Source organism: Streptomyces sp. MUSC 14 (genome assembly GCF_001866675.1).
Lineage (GTDB): Bacteria > Actinomycetota > Actinomycetes > Streptomycetales > Streptomycetaceae > Streptomyces.
The window spans coordinates 266,487-287,210 of record NZ_MLYN01000019.1 but is presented as its reverse complement, the minus strand read 5'-3'; the positions used below and the strand labels follow the sequence as shown (position 1 = coordinate 287,210).

Annotated in this window: 15 protein-coding genes and 1 tRNA gene; 14 read left to right on the top strand and 2 right to left on the bottom strand. The window is 72.0% G+C overall.

The genetic code is table 11. The features are described 5' to 3' along the window. Positions 1-303 precede the first annotated feature (303 nt). Both BIV25_RS12370 and BIV25_RS12365 read left to right on the top strand, forming a co-directional pair. The gene (locus tag BIV25_RS12370) at positions 304-1,719 is read left to right on the top strand and encodes an NAD-dependent malic enzyme (protein ID WP_071372287.1); all 1,416 of its coding nucleotides are present in this window, start codon (positions 304-306) and stop codon (positions 1,717-1,719) included. 350 nt (positions 1,720-2,069) lie between these two features. After that, positions 2,070-2,351 (top strand): HU family DNA-binding protein, encoded by a 282-nt coding sequence (locus tag BIV25_RS12365; RefSeq protein ID WP_023550134.1) that lies wholly within the window; start codon positions 2,070-2,072, stop codon positions 2,349-2,351. 180 nt (positions 2,352-2,531) lie between these two features. On the opposite strand, the gene murA is transcribed toward BIV25_RS12365, so the two are convergent. Continuing rightward, entirely contained in the window at positions 2,532-3,878 is a 1,347-nt protein-coding gene (gene murA / locus BIV25_RS12360; RefSeq protein WP_071372286.1) for a UDP-N-acetylglucosamine 1-carboxyvinyltransferase, read from the bottom strand. Between the two features lie 333 nt (positions 3,879-4,211). Here murA and BIV25_RS12355 point away from each other — a divergent pair, with 333 nt between their 5' ends. From BIV25_RS12355 to BIV25_RS12310, 10 genes are all read left to right on the top strand, one after another. After that, on the top strand, positions 4,212-4,784 hold the full coding sequence (locus BIV25_RS12355; protein ID WP_071372285.1) for a YqgE/AlgH family protein: 573 nt from the start codon (positions 4,212-4,214) through the stop codon (positions 4,782-4,784). A 29-nt stretch (positions 4,785-4,813) separates the two neighbouring features. Next, the gene (locus tag BIV25_RS12350) at positions 4,814-5,095 is read left to right on the top strand and encodes a DUF3039 domain-containing protein (protein ID WP_071372319.1); all 282 of its coding nucleotides are present in this window, start codon (positions 4,814-4,816) and stop codon (positions 5,093-5,095) included. Between the two features lie 184 nt (positions 5,096-5,279). After that, positions 5,280-6,587 (top strand): extracellular solute-binding protein, encoded by a 1,308-nt coding sequence (locus BIV25_RS12345; protein WP_071372284.1) that lies wholly within the window; start codon positions 5,280-5,282, stop codon positions 6,585-6,587. Next, on the top strand, positions 6,584-7,468 hold the full coding sequence (locus BIV25_RS12340) for a carbohydrate ABC transporter permease (protein ID WP_071372283.1): 885 nt from the start codon (positions 6,584-6,586) through the stop codon (positions 7,466-7,468). Before BIV25_RS12345 ends, BIV25_RS12340 begins: the two co-directional genes overlap by 4 nt. Next, positions 7,465-8,289 (top strand): carbohydrate ABC transporter permease, encoded by an 825-nt coding sequence (locus BIV25_RS12335; protein ID WP_071372282.1) that lies wholly within the window; start codon positions 7,465-7,467, stop codon positions 8,287-8,289. Before BIV25_RS12340 ends, BIV25_RS12335 begins: the two co-directional genes overlap by 4 nt. 10 nt (positions 8,290-8,299) lie before the next feature. Beyond that, the gene (locus BIV25_RS12330; RefSeq protein WP_071372318.1) at positions 8,300-9,952 is read left to right on the top strand and encodes a beta-N-acetylhexosaminidase; all 1,653 of its coding nucleotides are present in this window, start codon (positions 8,300-8,302) and stop codon (positions 9,950-9,952) included. A 250-nt stretch (positions 9,953-10,202) separates the two neighbouring features. Next, positions 10,203-11,096 (top strand): xanthine dehydrogenase family protein subunit M, encoded by an 894-nt coding sequence (locus BIV25_RS12325; RefSeq protein WP_071372281.1) that lies wholly within the window; start codon positions 10,203-10,205, stop codon positions 11,094-11,096. Continuing rightward, on the top strand, positions 11,093-13,186 hold the full coding sequence (locus tag BIV25_RS12320) for a 2Fe-2S iron-sulfur cluster-binding protein (protein WP_071372280.1): 2,094 nt from the start codon (positions 11,093-11,095) through the stop codon (positions 13,184-13,186). Before BIV25_RS12325 ends, BIV25_RS12320 begins: the two co-directional genes overlap by 4 nt. Further along, complete coding sequence (locus BIV25_RS12315) at positions 13,183-15,489, top strand: xanthine dehydrogenase family protein molybdopterin-binding subunit (protein WP_071372279.1); 2,307 nt, start codon at positions 13,183-13,185, stop codon at positions 15,487-15,489. The genes BIV25_RS12320 and BIV25_RS12315 overlap by 4 nt, the downstream gene beginning before the upstream one ends. 248 nt (positions 15,490-15,737) lie before the next feature. Beyond that, positions 15,738-16,898, top strand: coding sequence for an SUKH-4 family immunity protein (locus BIV25_RS12310; protein ID WP_071372278.1), 1,161 nt, complete (start codon positions 15,738-15,740; stop codon positions 16,896-16,898). Between the two features lie 19 nt (positions 16,899-16,917). Here BIV25_RS12310 and BIV25_RS12305 read toward each other — a convergent pair. After that, a tRNA-Cys gene (locus tag BIV25_RS12305) sits at positions 16,918-16,989 on the bottom strand. 291 nt (positions 16,990-17,280) lie between these two features. Here BIV25_RS12305 and BIV25_RS12300 point away from each other — a divergent pair. Then, a complete protein-coding gene (locus BIV25_RS12300; RefSeq protein WP_071372277.1) occupies positions 17,281-18,720 on the top strand; it encodes an MFS transporter in 1,440 nt (479 codons plus the stop codon). Between the two features lie 186 nt (positions 18,721-18,906). Then, on the top strand, positions 18,907-20,715 hold the full coding sequence (locus tag BIV25_RS12295; protein ID WP_071372276.1) for a DEAD/DEAH box helicase: 1,809 nt from the start codon (positions 18,907-18,909) through the stop codon (positions 20,713-20,715). Positions 20,716-20,724 lie beyond the last annotated feature (9 nt).

Sequence of the window (20,724 nt, the reverse complement as noted above, 5' to 3'; positions counted from 1 at the left end):
CCTGGGTACGGCACCGGCTCGATCCAAGCCCCCGGGCCCAACCTTCGTCGCTACGAGCGACCACTTGCCGCGAGGCGAGCATGGCGGGTCGGTGTCGTAAACGTGTCAGAGACCCACGTCCGATGTGACGTGGGTCTCTTTCTTTGTCTGATCGACTCTCGTATGGTGGAAGTGGTTTTCCGAAACCAGGCACCGCTCATGAACAAAACGTCCGCAATCCGAGGCGACTATCACGTACTCACGGGTAGGTGCGACGATCGGACGGCACAACTCGCGACACGGTGAAAGCAGAGGAAGTCGGCCATGGCAACGGCGCCCAGCGTCTCCTACTCGATGACCATCCGGCTGGAGGTGCCCGCGAGCGGAACCTCCGTCTCGCAGCTCACCACCGCCGTGGAGTCCTCCGGAGGCTCGGTGACCGGCCTCGACGTCACCGCGTCCGGTCACGAGAAGCTCCGTATCGACGTGACCATCGCGGCCACCTCCACGGCCCACGCGGAGGAGATCGTCGAGAAGCTCAAGGGCGTCGAGGGCGTCACCCTCGGCAAGGTCTCCGACCGTACGTTCCTGATGCACCTCGGCGGCAAGATCGAGATGCAGTCCAAGCACCCCATCCGCAACCGTGACGACCTGTCCATGGTCTACACGCCGGGTGTGGCCCGCGTCTGCATGGCGATCGCCCAGAACCCCGAGGACGCCCGTCGCCTCACCATCAAGCGCAACTCGGTTGCGGTCGTGACGGACGGCTCCGCCGTGCTCGGCCTCGGCAACATCGGCCCGAAGGCCGCGCTGCCCGTCATGGAGGGCAAGGCGGCCCTCTTCAAACGCTTCGCCGGCATCGACGCCTGGCCGATCTGCCTGGACACCCAGGACACCGACGCGATCGTGGAGATCGTCAAGGCGATCGCCCCCGGGTTCGCCGGCATCAACCTGGAGGACATCTCCGCGCCGCGCTGCTTCGAGATCGAGGCCCGGCTGCGCGAGGCCCTCGACATCCCCGTCTTCCACGACGACCAGCACGGCACCGCGATCGTCGTCCTCGCCGCCCTGACCAACGCCCTGCGCGTCGCGGACAAGGCCATCGAGAACATCCGGGTCGTCATGTCCGGCGCCGGCGCGGCCGGTACGGCCATCCTCAAGCTGCTGCTCGCCGCGGGCGTGAAGAACGCCGTCGTCGCCGACATCCACGGCGTCGTGCACGCCGGCCGCGCGGACCTGGTGGACGCCCCGGCCGGCTCGGCGCTGCGCTGGATCGCCGACAACACCAACCCCGAGGGCCTGACCGGCACCCTGAAGGAGGCCGTGCGCGGCGCCGACGTCTTCATCGGCGTCTCCGCCCCGAACGTCCTCGACGGCGACGACGTGGCCGCCATGGCCGACGGCGCCATCGTGTTCGCGCTCGCGAACCCGGACCCCGAGGTGGACCCGGCGGTCGCCCGCCAGACGGCGGCCGTCGTGGCCACCGGCCGTTCCGACTTCCCGAACCAGATCAACAACGTGCTGGTCTTCCCGGGCGTCTTCCGCGGCCTGCTGGACGCCCAGTCCCGCACCGTCAACACCGAGATGATGCTCGCCGCGGCGCAGGCCCTCGCGGACGTGGTCAGCGAGGACGAGCTGAACCCGAACTACATCATCCCGAGCGTCTTCAACGACAAGGTCGCGGGAGCGGTCGCGGGCGCGGTGCGCGACGCGGCGAAGGCCGCGGGCGCGACGGCCTGAACGACGCTCCAGGGGCCGCCGCCCGGGTGACAGCCGAAAGGCGCCCGGGCGACGCCTCGGTGACGGCGTGTCGTACTGTGCAGGGGCTGTGAGGATCACCACGGCGGCCCCTGCGTCGGCGCGTCGTGGAACCGGCCGGTGCCGGGCGCGCTCTAGGGTGACGCCGAGCGGGCGCTTTTCGTGTGACTCCCCAGGGTGTTCTCACGACTCCTACGGGTGCCGGATTGGCTTTCCCGCCGCAGGTAGGGGCAGGATGCCACTCTGGGCGCGAGCGCATCGGCATCGCAGTGCCTCGGGCGGCACCGCCGCATGGCACACCCCAACGGCAAGAAAAACACGGGAGTAACAACATGAACCGCAGTGAGCTGGTGGCCGCGCTGGCCGATCGCGCCGAGGTGACCCGCAAGGACGCCGACGCCGTCCTGGCCGCGTTCGCCGAGACCGTCGGCGAGATCGTCGCCAAGGGCGACGAGAAGGTCACCATCCCCGGCTTCCTGACCTTCGAGCGCACCCACCGTGCCGCTCGTACCGCGCGCAACCCGCAGACCGGCGAGCCGATCAACATCCCCGCCGGCTACAGCGTGAAGGTCACCGCGGGCAGCAAGCTCAAGGAAGCGGCCAAGGGTAAGTAAGCGCTCCGCTTCGAGCGCCGGTCCACTGGAGCGCCGTTCGCCTGGAGCGCCGTGGGTGACTGCAGGTCGGCTGTGGCTGGTCGCGCAGTTCCCCGCGCCCCTTCAGGGCGCTTCAGCTGACGACGTCAAAAGGGCGGCCCCCTCGCACTGAGGGGGCCGCCCTTTTGACGTTCGCGATGCCTATCCGAGCGCCTTCCCCGGCAGTTCGACCTTCGCGCCCAGTTCGACCAGCTTCTCCATGAAGTTCTCGTAGCCGCGGTTGATGAGCTCGATGCCGTGGACGCGGGACGTGCCCTCGGCCGCCAGGGCCGCGATCAGGTACGAGAAGCCGCCGCGCAGGTCGGGGATGACCAGGTCGGCGCCCTGGAGCTTGGTCGGGCCCGACACGACCGCGGAGTGCAGGAAGTTGCGCTGGCCGAAGCGGCAGTCGGAGCCGCCGAGGCACTCGCGGTAGAGCTGGATGTGGGCGCCCATCTGGTTCAGGGCCGAGGTGAAGCCGAGGCGGGACTCGTAGACCGTCTCGTGGATGATGGACAGGCCCGTGGCCTGGGTGAGGGCCACCACCAGCGGCTGCTGCCAGTCGGTCTGGAAGCCGGGGTGCACGTCCGTCTCCAGCGCGATGGACTTCAGCTGGCCGCCCGGGTGCCAGAAGCGGATGCCCTCGTCGTCGATCTCGAAGGCGCCGCCCACCTTCCGGTAGGTGTTCAGGAACGTCATCATCGAGCGCTGCTGGGCGCCGCGGACGTAGATGTTGCCATTGGTCGCGAGCGCGGCCGAGGCCCAGGAGGCGGCCTCCAGACGGTCCGACAGGGCGCGGTGGGTGTAGCCGCCCAGCTTGTCCACACCGGTGATGCGGATCGTGCGGTCGGTGTCCATCGCGATGATCGCGCCCATCTTCTGCAGCACGCAGATGAGGTCCTCGATCTCCGGCTCGACGGCCGCGTTGGACAACTCGGTGACACCCTCGGCCAGTACGGCTGTCAGCAGCACCTGTTCGGTCGCGCCCACGGAGGGGTAGGGCAGGCGGATCTTCGTGCCGCGCAGCCGCTGCGGCGCCTCCAGGTACTGCCCGTCCGCCCGCTTCTCGATGGTCGCGCCGAACTGCCGCAGCACGTCGAAGTGGAAGTCGATGGGCCGGCCGCCGATGTCGCAGCCGCCGAGGCCCGGGATGAAGGCGTGGCCCAGACGGTGCAGCAGCGGGCCGCAGAAGAGGATCGGGATACGGCTGGAACCGGCGTGGGCGTCGATGTCGGCCACGTTGGCGCTCTCGACGTGCGTCGGGTCCAGGACCAGCTCCCCGGGCTCGTCGCCCGGACGGACCGTCACCCCGTGCAGCTGGAGCAGACCGCGCACGACACGCACGTCACGGATGTCCGGAACATTGCGCAGTCGGCTCGGGCCGCTGCCCAGCAGGGCGGCGACCATGGCCTTCGGTACGAGGTTCTTCGCACCGCGGACACGGATCTCGCCCTCGAGCGGGGTGCCGCCGTGGACAAGCAGTACGTCGTCAGAGCCGTTGACGGTCATGAATCTCGCGTTCCGATGAGATGGGCAGGGGCGGCCGATCACTGTTGCGCGCGGGCCGGGAGGGACAGCGTAGTCGCCGATCACCCCCCGTTCGTAAGCCCAAGGACCGCCAAGACTCGTCATAGGTGTGTCACAACACGAACCGTTCCCTTTCGGGCACATGGGGTCACCGCGGCACGCGTGCGCCGGGCCCGCTTCCCTGCGCCCGCCCGTCTCCCGCCACCGCCCTCGAACGAGGCCTTCGCAGGCCACACCTTTGGATTCATGCTGCGCCCCCCTGAATGCCCGGCATCGGCCCCCCACACCGGTCGAAGATGCGGGATCATGTCTGGCATGACCGAGGTGTCCTCGCTCACAGGGCGGCTGCTCGTGGCAACACCCGCCCTGGCGGACCCGAACTTCGACCGTGCGGTGGTGCTCCTTCTCGACCACGACGAGGAGGGCTCCCTCGGTGTCGTCCTCAACCGTCCGACCCCCGTGGACGTGGGCGACATCCTGGAGGGCTGGGCCGACCTCGCCGGTGAGCCCGGAGTGGTCTTCCAGGGCGGGCCCGTCTCGCTGGACTCGGCGCTCGGTGTCGCGGTCATCCCGGGCGGCGCGGCCGGTGACCGCGCGCCGCTCGGCTGGCGCCGGGTGCACGGCGCGATCGGCCTGGTCGACCTGGAGGCCCCGCCGGAGCTGCTCGCCTCGGCCCTCGGTTCCCTGCGGATCTTCGCCGGGTACGCGGGCTGGGGCCCGGGCCAGCTGGAGGACGAGCTGGTCGAGGGCGCCTGGTACGTGGTCGAGTCCGAGCCGGGGGACGTCTCCTCGCCGGCCCCGGAGCGGCTGTGGCGCGAGGTGCTGCGCCGCCAGCGCAACGAACTGGCGATGGTGGCCACGTATCCGGACGACCCTTCGCTCAACTGATGGGTGTGAGCTTCAGTACCCTGGGCGGTATGAGCACTCTTGAGCCCGAGCCCGGGGCTGGTACGGGGACCCTCGTAGAGCCGACACCACAGGTGTCCCACGGCGACGGCGACCACGAGCGCTTCGCCCACTACGTCCAGAAGGACAAGATCATGGCGAGCGCCCTCGACGGCACCCCCGTCGTGGCGCTGTGCGGCAAGGTGTGGGTGCCCGGCCGCGACCCGAAGAAGTACCCCGTGTGTCCCATGTGCAAGGAGATCTACGAGTCCATGGGCAGCGGCGACGACAAGGGCGGCGACAAGAAGAAGTAGTCCCCGCCGGCTGAGGTTTCCAAAGCCCTCGGGGCGCGTTACGGCGCGCCCCGAGGGCTTTGGCGTGTCACGAAGTGGTGGAGACCTCTTGTCGGCATGTCCCTGTTGTCCTTAGCCTCCAAGCCTGTTGTGCAGAGCGAAACATTCATTGCATATGCTGCAACGAAGCTCGGAGGGTCACTCCATGAAGTTCGCTCCCCGGCGGCCCGTGTTCCTCGCGGCCGTCGCAGCCGTCGCCGTCGTCGCCACCGCCTGTGCACCGCAGACCTCCGCCAACACCGCCTCGGACCGGGACGACAGGACCGGCACCCTGCGGATGTGGCTCTTCCAGGAGGTCGGCAACGGGCCGAAGCAGAAGGTGGTCGACTCGGTCGTCGCCGCCTTCGAGAAGGCCCACAAGGACACGAAGGCCGACGTCGAGTACATCCCCGTCGAGACCCGCGCCCAGCGCGTCAAGGCGGCGTTCAACGATCCGAAGTCCGCGCCGGACGTCATCGAGTACGGCAACACCGACACCGCCGGCTACGTCCACGACGGCGGACTCCTCGACGTGACCGGGCAGTTCGCCGCCTGGGGCGAGACCAAGGACACCGACGCGACCGCCCGGCAGTCGGTCACCGTGGCCGGAAAGGTCTACGGTGCCCCGTTCTACGTCGGCGTCCGCGCCCTGTACTACCGCACCGACGTCTTCCGCGACCTCGGTCTGAAGCCGCCCACGTCCCTGGCCGAGCTGGCGACCACGGCCCGCACGATCCACGCGAAGCGCCCCGACCTGTACGGCCTGGCGGTCGGCGGCGCGTACACCTACGGCGCGATGCCCTTCATCTGGGCGAACGGCGGCGAACTGGCCACCGGCAAGGGCGGGTCGTACGCCTCCGCGCTGGACAGCGCGCAGGCCCGCAAGGGCATCAAGGCCTACACGGACCTCTTCTCCGACGCCAACTGCCCGCCCGCCAGGTGCGCCGGCATGGGCGGCAACGACACGGTGACCGCGTTCGCCGCGGGCAAGGCGGGCATGGCGATCGGCGGCGACTTCAGCCACGCGGCCGTCGAGGCCGGGAAGGTCAGGGGCGAGTACGCCGTCGTACCGCTGCCCGGAGTGACCCCGGGCTCGATCGCCCCGGCCTTCGCCGGCGGCAACAACATCGGCGTCCTGAAGAGCACCACGCACCGCACGCTCGCGGTGGACCTGATGGAGCGGCTGGCGTCGAAGAGGACCCAGGCCGCGATGTTCGACGCGATGGGATTCCTGCCGACGTTCCCGGACGTCCGTGACCGGGCCGCAGCGAGGCAGCCGTTCGTGAAGCCCTTCGTGGCGACGCTGGCCGCCGGTACGAAGTTCGTGCCGGCCTCGCCCGCGTGGGCCCAGATCGACTCCTCGCTGGTGCTGCCGACGATGTTCCAGGAGGTCGTCAGCGGCAAGCAGGGCGTGGACGCGGCGGCGAAGGAAGCGGCGTCGAAGATGGACCAGGCGTTCGGCTCCGCCGGATGAGGGGGCTGCGGCAGAGGAGCGTCCCCTGGCTGTATCTGGCGCCCGCCCTCGTCGTCCTCGCCGCCCTCCTCGCCTACCCCATCTGGCAGCTCGGCCTGATCTCGCTGTTCAAGTACACCCAGGCCCAGGTCAGCGGCGGCGAGCCGACCAGCTTCCGGGGGCTGGGGAACTACGCCGACCTGTTCTCCGACGGGCAGTTCTGGCAGGTGCTGCTGGTCACCGTGGTGTTCGCGGCGGCCTGCGTCGTGTCCACCCTGGCCGTCGGGTGCGCGCTCGCCGTGCTGCTCACGCGCGTGCGTGCACTGCCGCGGCTGGCGCTGATGCTGGCCGCGCTGGGCGCGTGGGCGACACCGGCGGTCACCGGCTCAACGGTGTGGCTGTTCCTGTTCGACCCCGACTTCGGGCCGGTGAACCGGGTCCTCGGGCTCGGCGACCACGCGTGGACGTACGGACGGTACAGCGCGTTCCTGCTGGTGCTGCTCGAAGTGGTGTGGTGTTCCTTCCCGTTCGTGATGGTGACCGTCTACGCCGGGATCCGCGCCGTGCCCGCCGAGGTGCTGGAGGCCGCCGCGCTGGACGGCGCCTCGCAGTGCCGGATCTGGCGCTCGGTGCTCGCGCCGATGCTGCGGCCGGTCCTCACCGTCGTCACGATCCAGTCGGTCATCTGGGACTTCAAGGTGTTCACGCAGATCTACGTCATGACGAACGGCGGCGGCATCGCGGGCCAGAACCTGGTGCTGAACGTGTACGCATACCAGAAGGCGTTCGCCTCCTCGCAGTACGGGCTCGGCTCGGCGATCGGCGTGGTGATGCTGCTGATCCTGCTCATCGTGACCCTGTTGTACCTGCGGATACTGCGCCGGCGGGGGGAGGAGCTGTGAGGCGCCCGTGGCGGTTGTGCGCGGAAGGCGTGGCACTGCTCGTCGCCGCGGCGGTGGCCTTCCCGCTGTACTGGATGGTGCTCAGCGCCTTCAAACCGGCCGGCGAGATCCGCTCGGCCGAGCCGCAGCCGTGGACCTGGTCGCCGTCGCTGGATTCCTTCCGGCGGGTTTTCGGACAGCAGGAATTCGGCCGGTACTTCGTCAACAGCGTGGTGGTCGCGGGCAGTGTGGTGATCGTCTCGGCGCTGATCGCGTTTCTCGCCGCGACCGCCGTGACGCGATTCCGGTTCCGCTTCCGGACCACCTTGCTGATCGTGTTCCTGGTGGCCCAGACGGTGCCCGTGGAAGCCCTCACGATCCCGCTGTTCTTCCTCATGCGGGACTTCGGACAGCTGAACACGCTCGGTGCCCTGATCCTGCCCCAGATCGCCTTCTCACTGCCGTTCGCGATCTGGATGCTGCGGGGGTTCGTAAAGGCCGTTCCCGAGGCGCTGGAAGAGGCCGCGTACCTCGACGGGGCGAGCCGTGCGCGATTCCTCTGGCAGATCCTTTTCCCGCTCGTGCTGCCCGGACTGGTGGCCACGAGCGTGTTTTCCTTCATCTCGGCATGGAACGACTTCCTGTTCGCCAAGTCCTTCATCATCAGCGACACCTCGCAGTCGACCCTGCCGATGGCCCTGCTGGTGTTCTACAAACCGGACGACCCGGACTGGGGCGGGGTCATGGCCGCGTCCACGGTGATGACGATTCCGGTGCTGGTCTTCTTCGTACTCGTACAGCGACGTCTGGTCTCCGGGCTGGGCGGAGCGGTAAAGGACTGACGTGACTGACATGGTTGATGTGATTCCCGCACCCGCGAGCATCGCCGGGAACCCGTCCGGCTCCGTACGTCTCGACGCCGGCACGGCACTGCAGACCCTGCCCGGCACGGAGGGCACCGCGCGCTGGCTGCGGGCCACCGTGGGCGCGGCGACCGGCCTGCCGTTGCCGGAGGACTCCGCCCGCCCGGACCGGATCGTGCTCGGCGTCGATCCCGGCCTGCCGCCCGAGGGCTACCGCCTCGTCACCGACGCGCAACCCCTGCGCATCGAGGGCGGCGGCCCCGCCGGTGTCTTCTGGGGCGCCCAGACCCTGCGTCAACTGCTCGGCGCCGACGCCTTCCGGCGGGCGCCGCTGCGGCGGGACCGGGTCTGGGAGGTGCCCGCCGTCACCGTCGAGGACAGCCCGCGATTCCGCTGGCGCGGTCTTCTCCTCGACGTCGCACGGCACTTCATGCCCAAGGAAGGCGTGCTGCGCTACCTCGACCTGATGGCCGCGCACAAACTCAACGTCCTCCACTTCCATCTGACCGACGACCAGGGCTGGCGCATCGAGATCAAGCGCTACCCGAGGCTGACCGAGACCGCCTCGTGGCGCTCCCGGTCGAAATTCGGTCACCGGGCCTCCCCGCTGTGGGAGGAGAAGCCGCACGGCGGTTACTACACCCAGGACGACATCCGGGAGATCGTCGCCTACGCCGCCGAGCGGCATATCGCCGTCGTCCCGGAAATCGACGTACCGGGACACTCGCAGGCCGCCATCGCCGCGTACCCGGAGCTCGGCAACACCGACGTCATCGACACCACCGCCCTGACCGTCATGGACACCTGGGGGATCTCCTCCAACGTACTCGCCCCCACCGACAACACCCTGCGCTTCTACGAGGGGGTGCTGGAGGAGGTCCTGGAGCTGTTCCCGGTGGACGCGGGGGACTTCGCCGAGTTCTCCGACCTGTCGAGGTTCGTGCACATCGGCGGCGACGAATGCCGCAAGGAGCAGTGGACCGGGTCGGTCACCGCGAAGAACCGGATCGCGGATCTCGGGCTGGCCGACGAGGACGCGTTGCAGTCGTGGTTCATCGGGCACTTCGACGCGTGGCTCTCCGCGCGCGGACGACGGCTGATCGGCTGGGACGAGATCCTGGAGGGCGGGCTCGCCGAGGGCGCCGCGGTGTCCTCCTGGCGCGGCTTCGGCGGCGGGATCGCGGCCGCGCGGGCCGGCCACGACGTCGTCATGTGCCCCGAGCAGTACGTGTATCTGGACCACCGTCAGGCCCCGGGCGAGGACGAGCCGGTGCCGATCGGCTTCGTGCGCACCCTGGAGGACGTCTACCGGTTCGAACCGGTTCCGGACGGGCTGACGGAGGCCGAGGCCCGGCATGTGCTGGGCACTCAGGCCAACGTCTGGACCGAGGTGATGGAGGACACCGCGCGCGTGGACTACCAGACCTTCCCGCGGCTCGCGGCCTTCGCCGAGGTGGCCTGGAGCAGCCTGCCCGCCCCGGGGGAACGGGACTTCACCGGCTTCGAACGCCGGATGGCCGCCCACTACGCGCGACTTGACGCCCTCGGGGTCGCTTACCGGCCACCCGCCGGGCCCCGGCCGTGGCAGATGCGCCCCGGCGTCCTCGGCCGCCCGATCGAGGGGGCGCCGCCGAGCAAGTGACCGTACCGAACACGCGGTGAAAAGCGCGCCAAGAGTCACCGAAGAGTGTCAATCGGTGCGCACCGGTGAAGCCGCGCCAAATCGGTCCATCTCCATGTTGAGATGGGCGAATGCCTCCTAGTGCCTGCTAGCGGACCCCCGCGTTCGGCCCTTGCGAAGATGTGCCAGAGTTGCCACGTCCGCCCTGTGAGCACGTACCGTACGGCCACACAGGTGGGACCAGGTGGGGCAGCGGGAAGGGGCAGCCGGTTTGACCACGCACGCACCGCAGGCGGCGCAGGCCGTCACGCTGCCCACGACGCTGGACGAGGCGGTGGCGGCTCTCGGCGCCATGCCCACCGCCGTGCCCGTCGCGGGCGGCACCGACCTGATGGCCGCCGTCAACTCCGGCCAGCTCAGGCCCGCCGCCCTGGTGGGCCTCGGGCGGATCAGCGAGATCCGCGGCTGGCAGTACCAGGACGGCCACGCGCTGCTCGGCGCGGGCCTCACGCACGCGCGCATGGGCCGCCCCGACTTCGCGGCCCTGATCCCGGCGCTCGCCGCCGCCGCGCGCGCCGCGGGCCCGCCGCACATCCGCAACGCCGGCACCCTGGGCGGCAACATCGCCTCGGCCGCCCCCACCGGGGACGCGCTGCCGGTGCTGGCCGCCCTGGAGGCGACGCTGATCATCGCGGGCCAGGGCGGAGCCCGCCGGGAGATCCCGGTGTCGCACCTGCTGGCCGGCATGGAGATGCTGCGCGGCGGCGAACTCATCGGCTACGTGCGCGTACCGCTCCTGCACGCCCCGCAGGTCTTCCTGAAGGCGACCGGGCGCACCGGACCCGGCCGCTCGCTGGCCTCCGTGGCCCTCGTCCTCGACCCCGCCCGGCGCGGAGTGCGGTGCGCCGTCGGCGCCATAGCGCCGATGCCGCTGCGGCCGCTGGAGGCCGAGCAGTGGGTCGCGCAGCTGATCGACTGGGACAACGACCGCGCGCTGGTGCCGGAGGCCCTGACCGCCTTCGGCGAGTACGTCGCCGCGGCCTGCATCCCGGACCCGGCACCGGAGTCCGACGGCTCGGTGCCCGCGCTTCCGCCCGCCGTACTGCACCTGCGGCGCACCGTCGCCGCACTGGCCCGACGAGCACTGGGGAGGGCGCTGTCGTGACCGCCGACGACCGGCACGGAGAGGGCACGCCCCAGGGCGGGGGCCGCTGGGACCCGCTGCCCCAGGGCGACTACGACGACGGCGCCACCGCCTTCGTCAAGCTTCCCGAGGGCGGCATCGACGCCCTGCTGTCCGGCGACACCCCGCTGGCCGCGCCGGGGCACGGCTACGTGCCGCCGCAGATAGCGGTTGCCCCCGGCGCCGGCGACCCGGCCGCGCCCGGCGTCTGGACCGCGCCCGCGGGCGGTGCCGAGTGGCCCGACCCGAACGCCGTGCCCCAGACCCCCGGCGCGGACGACCGGTTCACCTACGAGCCCGCCGCCACCCAGCAGTGGACCTTCGAGGATCCGGGCGCCCCGGCGGCCCCCGCCGTCCCCGGGCACGACGTCACCGGGCAGTGGTCGATCCCCGTCGCCGAAGGCGATCTTCCGGACGAATCGGGCGAGTTCACCACGTCGTCCCTGGTCGAGCAGTGGGGCGGCGGCACCCCGCCGGCCACCCTGCCCGGCGGCGCGCCCGCGCCCTGGGCGACCCAGGACACCGGCGGTCCCTGGGACCACCGTCCCGACGACGGGCAGCCCCCGGCCGCCCACCCACTGCCCGACCACACCGGCGCGCACCCGGCGGGCGGTTCGCCGGCGCAGGCGTACGCCGGGGAGCAGGCACAGGCGTACGCCGGGGAGCGCTACGGGCACGAGCAGGCCGGTCACGCACCGGCGGAACACCGGGACGCCGGGCACACCGAGCCCGAGCGGGCGGACGCCGGTTACGCGGACGCCGGTTACCCGGAGGCCGCTCACACCGGCGAGTTCACCGGCTTCGCCGAGGCCGCCACTCCCGCGGAGCCCGCCGGTTTCGCCGAGGTCACGGCGCCCGCCGAGCCTGCCGGCGCCGCCCCGCCCACCGAACTCCCGGCTCCCGCCGGGCCCGTGGCACCGCGGGCCGGGTCGGCGGCGGTGCCGGACCCGGACGGCCGGGACGGTCACGCCGACCATGACGGTCCCGCACCCGTGGAAGCCGCTGGGCGCCCCGCTGACGGCCCCGAGGGCCACGAGGAGCCCGAGAGGCCGACCGAGGCCCGGCGGGCCGTGACAGCGCCCGCCGGGCCCGCCACGGAAGCCGTGGGCGTCGTGGACGCCGCGCGGGCGACCGCCGCCCACGAGGACGACCGGGCCGCCGACGCGCCCGGGACCGCCGTTCCGGCGACGGACGACACGTCCGACGCGGGCACCGAGGAGCCCGCCGGCGACGACGCCGCGCCCGCGCGCGAGGCGGCACTCGCCGAGGAGCACGCCGCGCCGCTCCCGCCCGCCGACGACCACCCCCTCGCCTCGTACGTGCTGCGCGTCAACGGCACCGACCGTCCCGTCACCGACGCCTGGATCGGCGAGTCGCTGCTGTACGTGCTGCGCGAGCGGCTCGGCCTCGCGGGCGCCAAGGACGGCTGCTCGCAGGGCGAGTGCGGGGCCTGCAACGTCCAGGTCGACGGCCGGCTGGTCGCCTCCTGCCTGGTCCCGGCGGTCACCGCGGCCGGCAGCGAGGTGCGTACCGTCGAGGGCCTCGCCGCCGACGGACGGCCCTCCGACGTGCAGCGCGCGCTCGCCCGGTGCGGCGCCGTGCAGTGCGGTTTCTGCGTGCCCGGCATGGCGATGACCGTGCATGACCTGCTGGAGGGCAACCCCGCGCCGACCGAGCTGGAGACCCGGCAGGCGCTGTGCGGCAACCTGTGCCGCTGCTCCGGCTACCGCGGTGTCCTGCGGGCCGTCCAGGACGTCGTCGCCGAGCGCGAGGCGGCCCACGCCCCCGCCGGTGACGGAACGGACGCGGACGAGGCACGCATCCCGCACCAGGCGGGCCCCGGCGCCGGCGGCGTCCACCCGTCGGCGTTCGAGGCGCCCGGCGCGTTCGACACACCGCGGAGCGGCCACGGCACAGCCGACGGACAGCACGGCCACGACGGCTACGGCGACACGGCGGACGCGTACGGCACGCCGCCGTACGGCACACCGGGACCGCAGGGTTCGTACGACCCGCAGGATCCGCACGGCACGCACGACCAGCACTACGGCCAGGACGGAGGCCAGGTGTGAGCAACGAAGCGGCCATGGCGCCCACCGCCGCGGAACCCGACGCCGACGGCGAGCCGTCGCACGGCATCGGTGCGTCCCTGACGCACGCCGACGCCCGCGCCAAGACGGAGGGCACCTTCCCGTACGCCGCCGACCTGTGGGCCGAGGGCCTGCTGTGGGCGGCCGTCCTGCGCTCGCCGCACGCGCACGCGCGCATCGTGAACATCGACACCACGCACGCGCGTGAGATGCCCGGCGTGCGCGCCGTCATCACGCACGAGGACGTGCCCGGCACCCCGCGCCACGGCCGGGGCACCCCCGACCGCCCGGTGTTCGCCTCCGAGGTCGTACGCCACCACGGGGAGCCCATCGCCGCCGTCGCCGCCGACCACCCCGACACCGCGCGGATGGCCGCCGCCGCCGTCATCGTCGAGTACGAAGTACTCGATCCGGTCACCGACCCGGAGCAGGCCTTCGAGGCCGAACCGCTGCACCCCGACGGCAACCTGATCCGGCACATCCCGCTGCACCACGGCGACCCGGAGGCCGCCGGTGAGATCGTGGTCGAGGGCCTGTACCGCATAGGGCGCCAGGACCCGGCCCCGATCGGCGCCGAGGCCGGCCTCGCCGTGCCCCGCCCCGACGGCGGCGTGGAGCTGTACCTGGGCTCCACCGACCCGCACGCCGACCGCAACACCGCCGCCGCCTGCTACGGCCTGTCCCCCGATCGGGTGAAGATCGTCGTCACCGGGGTGCCGGGCGCCACCGCCGACCGCGAGGACCAGGGCTTCCAGCTCCCGCTCGGCCTGCTCGCGCTCAAGACCGGCTGCCCGGTGAAACTCACGGCCACGCGCGAGGAGTCCTTCCTCGGCCACACCCACCGCCACCCCACCCTGCTGCGCTACCGCCACCACGCCGACGCCGAGGGCAGGCTGGTGAAGGTCGAGGCGCAGATCCTGCTGGACGCGGGCGCGTACGCCGACACCTCCGCCGACGCACTCGCCGCCGCCGTGTCCTTCGCGTGCGGACCGTACGTCGTCCCGAACGCCTTCATCGAGGGCTGGGCCGTACGCACCAACAACCCGCCCTCCGGCCATGTGCGCGGCGAGGGCGCGATGCAGGTGTGCGCCGCCTACGAGGCCCAGATGGACAAGCTGGCGAAGAAGCTGGGCGCGGACCCGGCCGAGCTGCGCCTGCGCAACGTCCTCGCGACGGGGGACGTCCTGCCGATCGGCCAGACGGTGACCTGCCCGGCGCCGGTCGCCGAACTCCTCCAGGCGGTAAGGGACTTCCCGCTGCCGGCGCTGCCCAAGGACGAGCCCGAGCAGGACTGGCTGCTGCCCGGCGGCCCCGAGGGCGCGGGCGAGCCGGGCGCGGTGCGCCGGGGCGTCGGCTACGGCCTGGGCATGGTGCACATGCTCGGCGCGGAGGGCGCCGACGAGGTGTCCACGGCGACGGTGAAGGTCCACGACGGCGTGGCGACCGTGCTGTGCGCGGCGGTGGAGACCGGCCAGGGCTTCACGACCCTCGCCCGCCAGATCGTCCAGGAGACCCTCGGCATCGAGGAAGTCCACGTGGCCCCGGTCGACACCGACCAGCCGCCGGCCGGCGCGGGCTGCCGGGGTCGGCACACCTGGGTGTCGGGCGGCGCGGTCGAGCGGGCGGCCAAGATGGTCCGCACCCAGCTCCTCCAGCCGCTCGCCCACAAGTTCGGCATGTCCACCGAGCTGCTCCAGATCACCGACGGCAAGATCACGTCGTACGACGGCGTCCTGTCGACCACCGTCACGGAGGCGATGGAGGGCAAGGAGCTGTGGGCCACGGCGCAGTGCCGCCCGCATCCCACCGAGCCGCTGAACGCCGCGGGCCAGGGCGACGCCTTCGTCGGACTGGCCTTCTGCGCGATCCGCGCGGTGGTGGACGTCGACATCGAGCTGGGCTCGGTGCGGGTGGTGGAGCTGGCGCTCGCCCAGGACGTCGGCCGGATCCTGAACCCGGCGCAGCTGGCGGCCCGGATCGAGGCGGGCGTCACCCAGGGCGTGGGCATCGCGCTCACGGAGAACCTCCGCACGCCGCGTGGCCTGGTCCGGCACCCGGACCTGACCGGATACGCCCTGCCGACCGCCCTGGACGTGCCGGACATCCAGATCGTGAAGCTGGTCGAGGAGCGGGACGTGGTCGCGCCCTTCGGCGCCAAGTCGGTCAGCGCGGTGCCGGTCGTGACGGCGCCGGCGGCGATCGCCTCCGCCGTCCGCGCGGCCACCGGCCGCCCGGTCAACCGCCTCCCGATCCGCCCGCAGGCGGCGGTGGCGACGGACCGCTGAGCAGCGCTCCGCGCGACCGTACCGTTCGACCCGGCCGCCCCTGCCGCAACGCCTGCCGGCGGCCGCACGGGGAACCGCGCCGGCGCGCAACGTCCGCGGGTCGGCTGACGTCCTTCCTGGCGAGGGGCGTTGTCAGTGGGGCGGCGTAGTCTGCGGGAGCAGTGGGGCGGCAGCGCTCCGGGACGTACGCCGGGCAGTCACGGACGTACGTCGGACCACTGACGGGGACGGACGATCGCGGGGGAGCGATGAGCACGACCGACACCGGGATCACGGCGATCACACTGACGGAGGCGGAGCTGGACCGCTACGTCACGCACGCGCCGACGCGCGGCCTGCTCGGCGGCGCCGGACTGCCCGTGGCCACCGACCTGCTGACCTTCTCCCCGCTGCGCACCCACGGCCTGCGCACACTCGCCGACGCCGCCGACGCCCCCTTCCGGCTGGCGGAGGAGCTGCGCGGCCGGCTGGTCATCGGCGAGCTGCTGAACCCGGCCGGCATGGAGCGCGAGTCGATCCTGCTCGACGGCGCCACGGGCGAGCTCACGACGGCCTACCTCTGCGACCCCTCGGACCCCCGCCCCTTCGCACCCTCCCTCGCCACGCTGCTGCGCTTCGCCGCGGTCACCGAGGAACTCGCGGGCCTGCGCGGCCGTTTCGCCTCCCTGGCGGGCCGGTACGGCCCCGAGACGGCCGCCGAGGCCACGCGCCGCCTGCTGTCCCTCTTCGAGGAGGGCGCGAACGGCGCGATCCCGCCGTACTGGAAGGCGGCGGCCCTGATCCGCCCGCTCTCCCTCGTCGCCGGCGCCGGCACGGCCCGCGGTCTCGCCCTGGACGTCCCCGCGCGCGTCCTGGACCAGGAGTTCGGACCGGGCCGGGTGACCCGCTTCGAGGAGGTCGACTTCCCCCCGACGCTCACCCACGAGCCGACCCGCCGCTTCCTGTGCGGGACCGGCCTGCCGGAACAGGCGGTGCTCTTCTCCACGGACACGGACGTCCCCCTCCCGACCCTGCGCGAGTACTACACGCAGGAGCGCCCGGGTGACTTCCCCCTGGCCGAACTCCCCGCCCACGCCGACCACTTGATCCGCCTCGGCCGGCTACTGGAGGACGCCGGCCTGCTGGTCGACGGCAGAACGGGCGCGGTCCTGACCTTCAGCGAGCCGGACGCCACGCTCCAGCCCCTGAACACGGACGTCTCCACCCTCGCCTTCACCCTCTGGCTGCTGCACCACGAGCGCGCCATCCACCGCCACCTGCACCACGAACTGGCCACCCTGACCTACGAGGACCTGGCCGCGGCCATGCTCCACACCCTGACGTCCGTGGACCCCACGGGCACCACCCCGGACACGGACTGGCACTACTGGACGGAAGCCTTCCAGGACGAAGCGGGCGGAGTGCTCTGAAGCACCCCGCCCGCGGGAGAGGCCGTGGCGGGAATCGAACCCACGTAACTCGCTTTGCAGGCGAGCCCCTCAACCACTCGGGCACACGGCCGTGTTCGGTTGTTCCTTCTCGGCCGTGATGGGGATCGGACCCACGTGACTCCCCGCGAGCGGAGCTCGCTGATGGATGCAGCGCGGGCGAGCCCCTCAACCACTCGGGCACACGGCCGTGTTCGTGGGGATGAACTTACGGGGGGTGGTGGGCGGGCTCAAGGGAGGCGGGCGGGCTGCAACGCGACTGCCATACCGCGTTCATGAAACGGGGGGCGTACGACCAAGGTCGCAGGCCGGACCGGTCTCCCGACAGGGGTGAACGTGGCTTGTGGACCTTACGCTGACGGGCATGACCGCCCTGGAGCCCCGCGACGCCGACGTCGTGACCGAAGCCGCCGAGACCGACGCCGACAGTGGAACGGGCGGCGTGCTGAGCCGGTCGTACCGGGCGCTCAGCGTCGGGATGGTCTCCGTCGTGCTGCTGATCGCGTTCGAGGCGACCGCCGTCGGGACCGCGATGCCGGTCGCCGCGCGGGAGCTGGACGGGGTGGCGCTGTACGCGTTCGCGTTCTCCGGCTACTTCACGACCAGCCTGTTCGGCATGGTGCTCTCGGGCCAGTGGTCCGACCGGCGTGGTCCGCTCGGGCCGTTGAGCGCCGGCATCGCGGGCTTCGCCGCCGGGCTCGTCATCGCCGGCACCGCTCGGAGCATGTGGGTGTTCATCCTGGGGCGGGCCGTACAGGGGCTCGGCGGCGGACTGGTGATCGTGGCGCTGTACGTCGTCGTCGGCCGCGCCTACCCCGAGCGGCTGCGGCCCGCGATCATGGCGGCCTTCGCGGCGGGCTGGGTCGTCCCCTCCGTCGTCGGCCCCCTCGCGTCCGGCGCCGTCACCGAGCACCTCGGCTGGCGCTGGGTCTTCCTCGGCATCCCGGTCCTCGTCCTGCTCCCGCTCGCCCTCGCCCTGCCGCAGATACGACGCCGGGCGTCCGGCCCGGTGCACAAGGACCAGGCCGGCGGATCGTTCGACCGGCGGCGGATCCGGCTGGCCCTCGGCATCTCTCTCGGCGCCGGCCTCCTCCAGTACGCCGCCCAGGACCTGCGGCCCCTCGCCGTACTCCCCGCACTGGCCGGTGCCGCCCTGCTCGTGCCCGCCGTCCTCGGCCTCCTCCCGCGCGGCACCTACCGGGCCGCCCGCGGCCTGCCCTCCGTCGTGCTGCTGCGCGGTCTGTCCGCCGGTTCCTTCATCGTCGCCGAGTCCTTCGTGCCGCTGATGCTCGTCACCCAGCGCGGCCTGTCGCCGACGCTCGCCGGGTTCTCGCCGGCGGCGGGCGGGGTGACCTGGGCGCTGGGCTCGTATCTGCAGTCCCGGCCGCGCATGGCGCCGTACCGGGAGCGGCTGATGACCGCCGGGATGGTGCTGGTCGCCGCCGCCGTCGCCATCGCGCCCAGCGTGCTCGTGCACGCCGTGCCCGTCTGGACCGTCGCCGTCGCCTGGGCCTTCGGCTGCCTCGGCATGGGTCTGGTGATCTCCTCCACCAGCGTGCTCCTGCTCCGGCTGTCCGCCCCGGAGGAGGCCGGCGCCAACTCCGCCGCGCTCCAGATCTCCGACGCCCTGGCCAACGTCGTCCTCCTCGCCGCCACCGGTGCCGCCTTCGCGGCCCTGGGCGGCGGCAGCGCCGCGGCCACCACCGCCGACGGCCCCCGTCCCCTCGCCTTCGCGGCCGTCTTCCTGCCGATGGCGGGGGTCGCGCTGGTGGGGGCGTGGGTGACCCGGCGACTGCGCGCCTGACAGCGATCACGCCGGCGATCACGCCCCGGGGGCGCCGGTGATCACCGCCGCTGTGATGTGGATCCCACCCGCGGGCGACCCACCCTCGTCCGGGCGTTGACGGCCGTGCGACGCCGGTAGGGTGGCCCGGTTGTCATACGTGGCCGAGCGCCGAGCCCCCAGAACGAGCCCCACAAAACGGAGACCGTGACTACCACCGCCGCTTCCGCTTCCTCCACGTCGTCGTCCCACCACCTCTCGCCCGCCTTCCCCGGCCGGGCCCCCTGGGGTACCGCCAGCAAGCTGCGTGCCTGGCAGCAGGGGGCGATGGAGAAGTACGTACAGGAGCAGCCGCGCGACTTCCTCGCCGTCGCCACGCCCGGCGCCGGCAAGACGACCTTCGCGCTGACGCTCGCCTCCTGGCTGCTGCACCATCACGTCGTGCAGCAGGTGACCGTGGTCGCGCCGACCGAGCACCTGAAGAAGCAGTGGGCCGAGGCCGCCGCCCGCATCGGCATCAAGCTCGACCCCGAGTACAGCGCCGGACCGCTCGGCCGGGACTACGACGGGGTCGCCGTCACGTACGCCGGTGTCGGCGTGCGGCCCATGCTGCACCGCAACCGCGTCGAGCAGCGCAAGACCCTCGTCATCCTCGACGAGATCCACCACGCCGGTGACTCCAAGTCCTGGGGCGAGGCGTGTCTGGAGGCCTTCGAGCCCGCCACCCGCCGGCTCGCGCTGACCGGTACGCCGTTCCGCTCCGACACCAACCCCATCCCCTTCGTCACGTACGAGGAGGACAACGCCGGCATCCGGCGCTCCGCCGCCGACTACACGTACGGGTACGGCAACGCCCTCGCCGACCACGTCGTCCGGCCGGTCATCTTCCTCTCCTACAGCGGCCAGATGCGCTGGCGCACGAAGGCCGGTGACGAGATCGCCGCCCGGCTCGGCGAGCCGATGACCAAGGACGCGGTCAGCCAGGCCTGGCGGACCGCGCTCGACCCGCGCGGCGAGTGGATGCCCAGCGTGCTGCGCGCCGCCGACCAGCGGCTGACCGAGGTCAGGAAGGCCATCCCGGACGCCGGCGCCCTCGTCATCGCCTCCGACCAGGACTCCGCCCGCGCCTACGCCAAGCTGATCCGTGAGATCACCGGGACGAAGGCCACGCTCGTGCTCTCCGACGACGCCGGGGCGTCGAAGAGGATCGACGACTTCAGCGAGGGCGACGACCGGTGGATGGTCGCCGTCCGGATGGTGTCCGAGGGCGTGGACGTGCCCCGCCTCGCGGTGGGCGTGTACGCGACGACCATCTCGACCCCTCTCTTCTTCGCGCAGGCCGTCGGGCGCTTCGTGCGGTCCCGGCGGCGGGGCGAGACCGCGTCCGTGTTCCTGCCGACCGTGCCCGACCTGCTGACCTTCGCCAACGAGATGGAGAAGGAGCGGGACCACGCCCTCGACAAGCCGAAGAAGGAGGGCGAGGAGGACCCGTACGCCGAATCCGAGAAGGAGATGGAGGAGGCGAACAAGCAGCAGGACGAGGACACCGGCGAGCAGGAGCAGTTCTCCTTCGAGGCGCTGGAGTCCGAGGCCGTCTTCGACCGGGTCCTGTACGACGGTGCCGAGTTCGGCATGCAGGCGCACCCGGGGAGCGAGGAGGAGCAGGACTACCTCGGTATCCCGGGGCTGCTCGAACCCGACCAGGTGCAGCTGCTGCTCCAGAAGCGGCAGGCCCGGCAGATCGCGCACAGCAAGAAGAAGCCGGACACCGAGGCCGACCTGCTCGAACTGCCCGCCGAGCGGCGGCCCGTGGTCTCCCACAAGGAGATGATGGAGCTGCGCAAGCGGCTCAACACCCTGGTCAGCGCGTACGTCCACCAGAGCGGCAAGCCGCACGGGGTGATCCACACCGAGCTGCGGCGGGTGTGCGGGGGGCCGCCGAGCGCGGAGGCGACGGCGGGACAGCTGAAGCAGCGGATCGACAAGGTGCAGGAGTGGGCCACGCGCATGCGGTGACACTCCGCC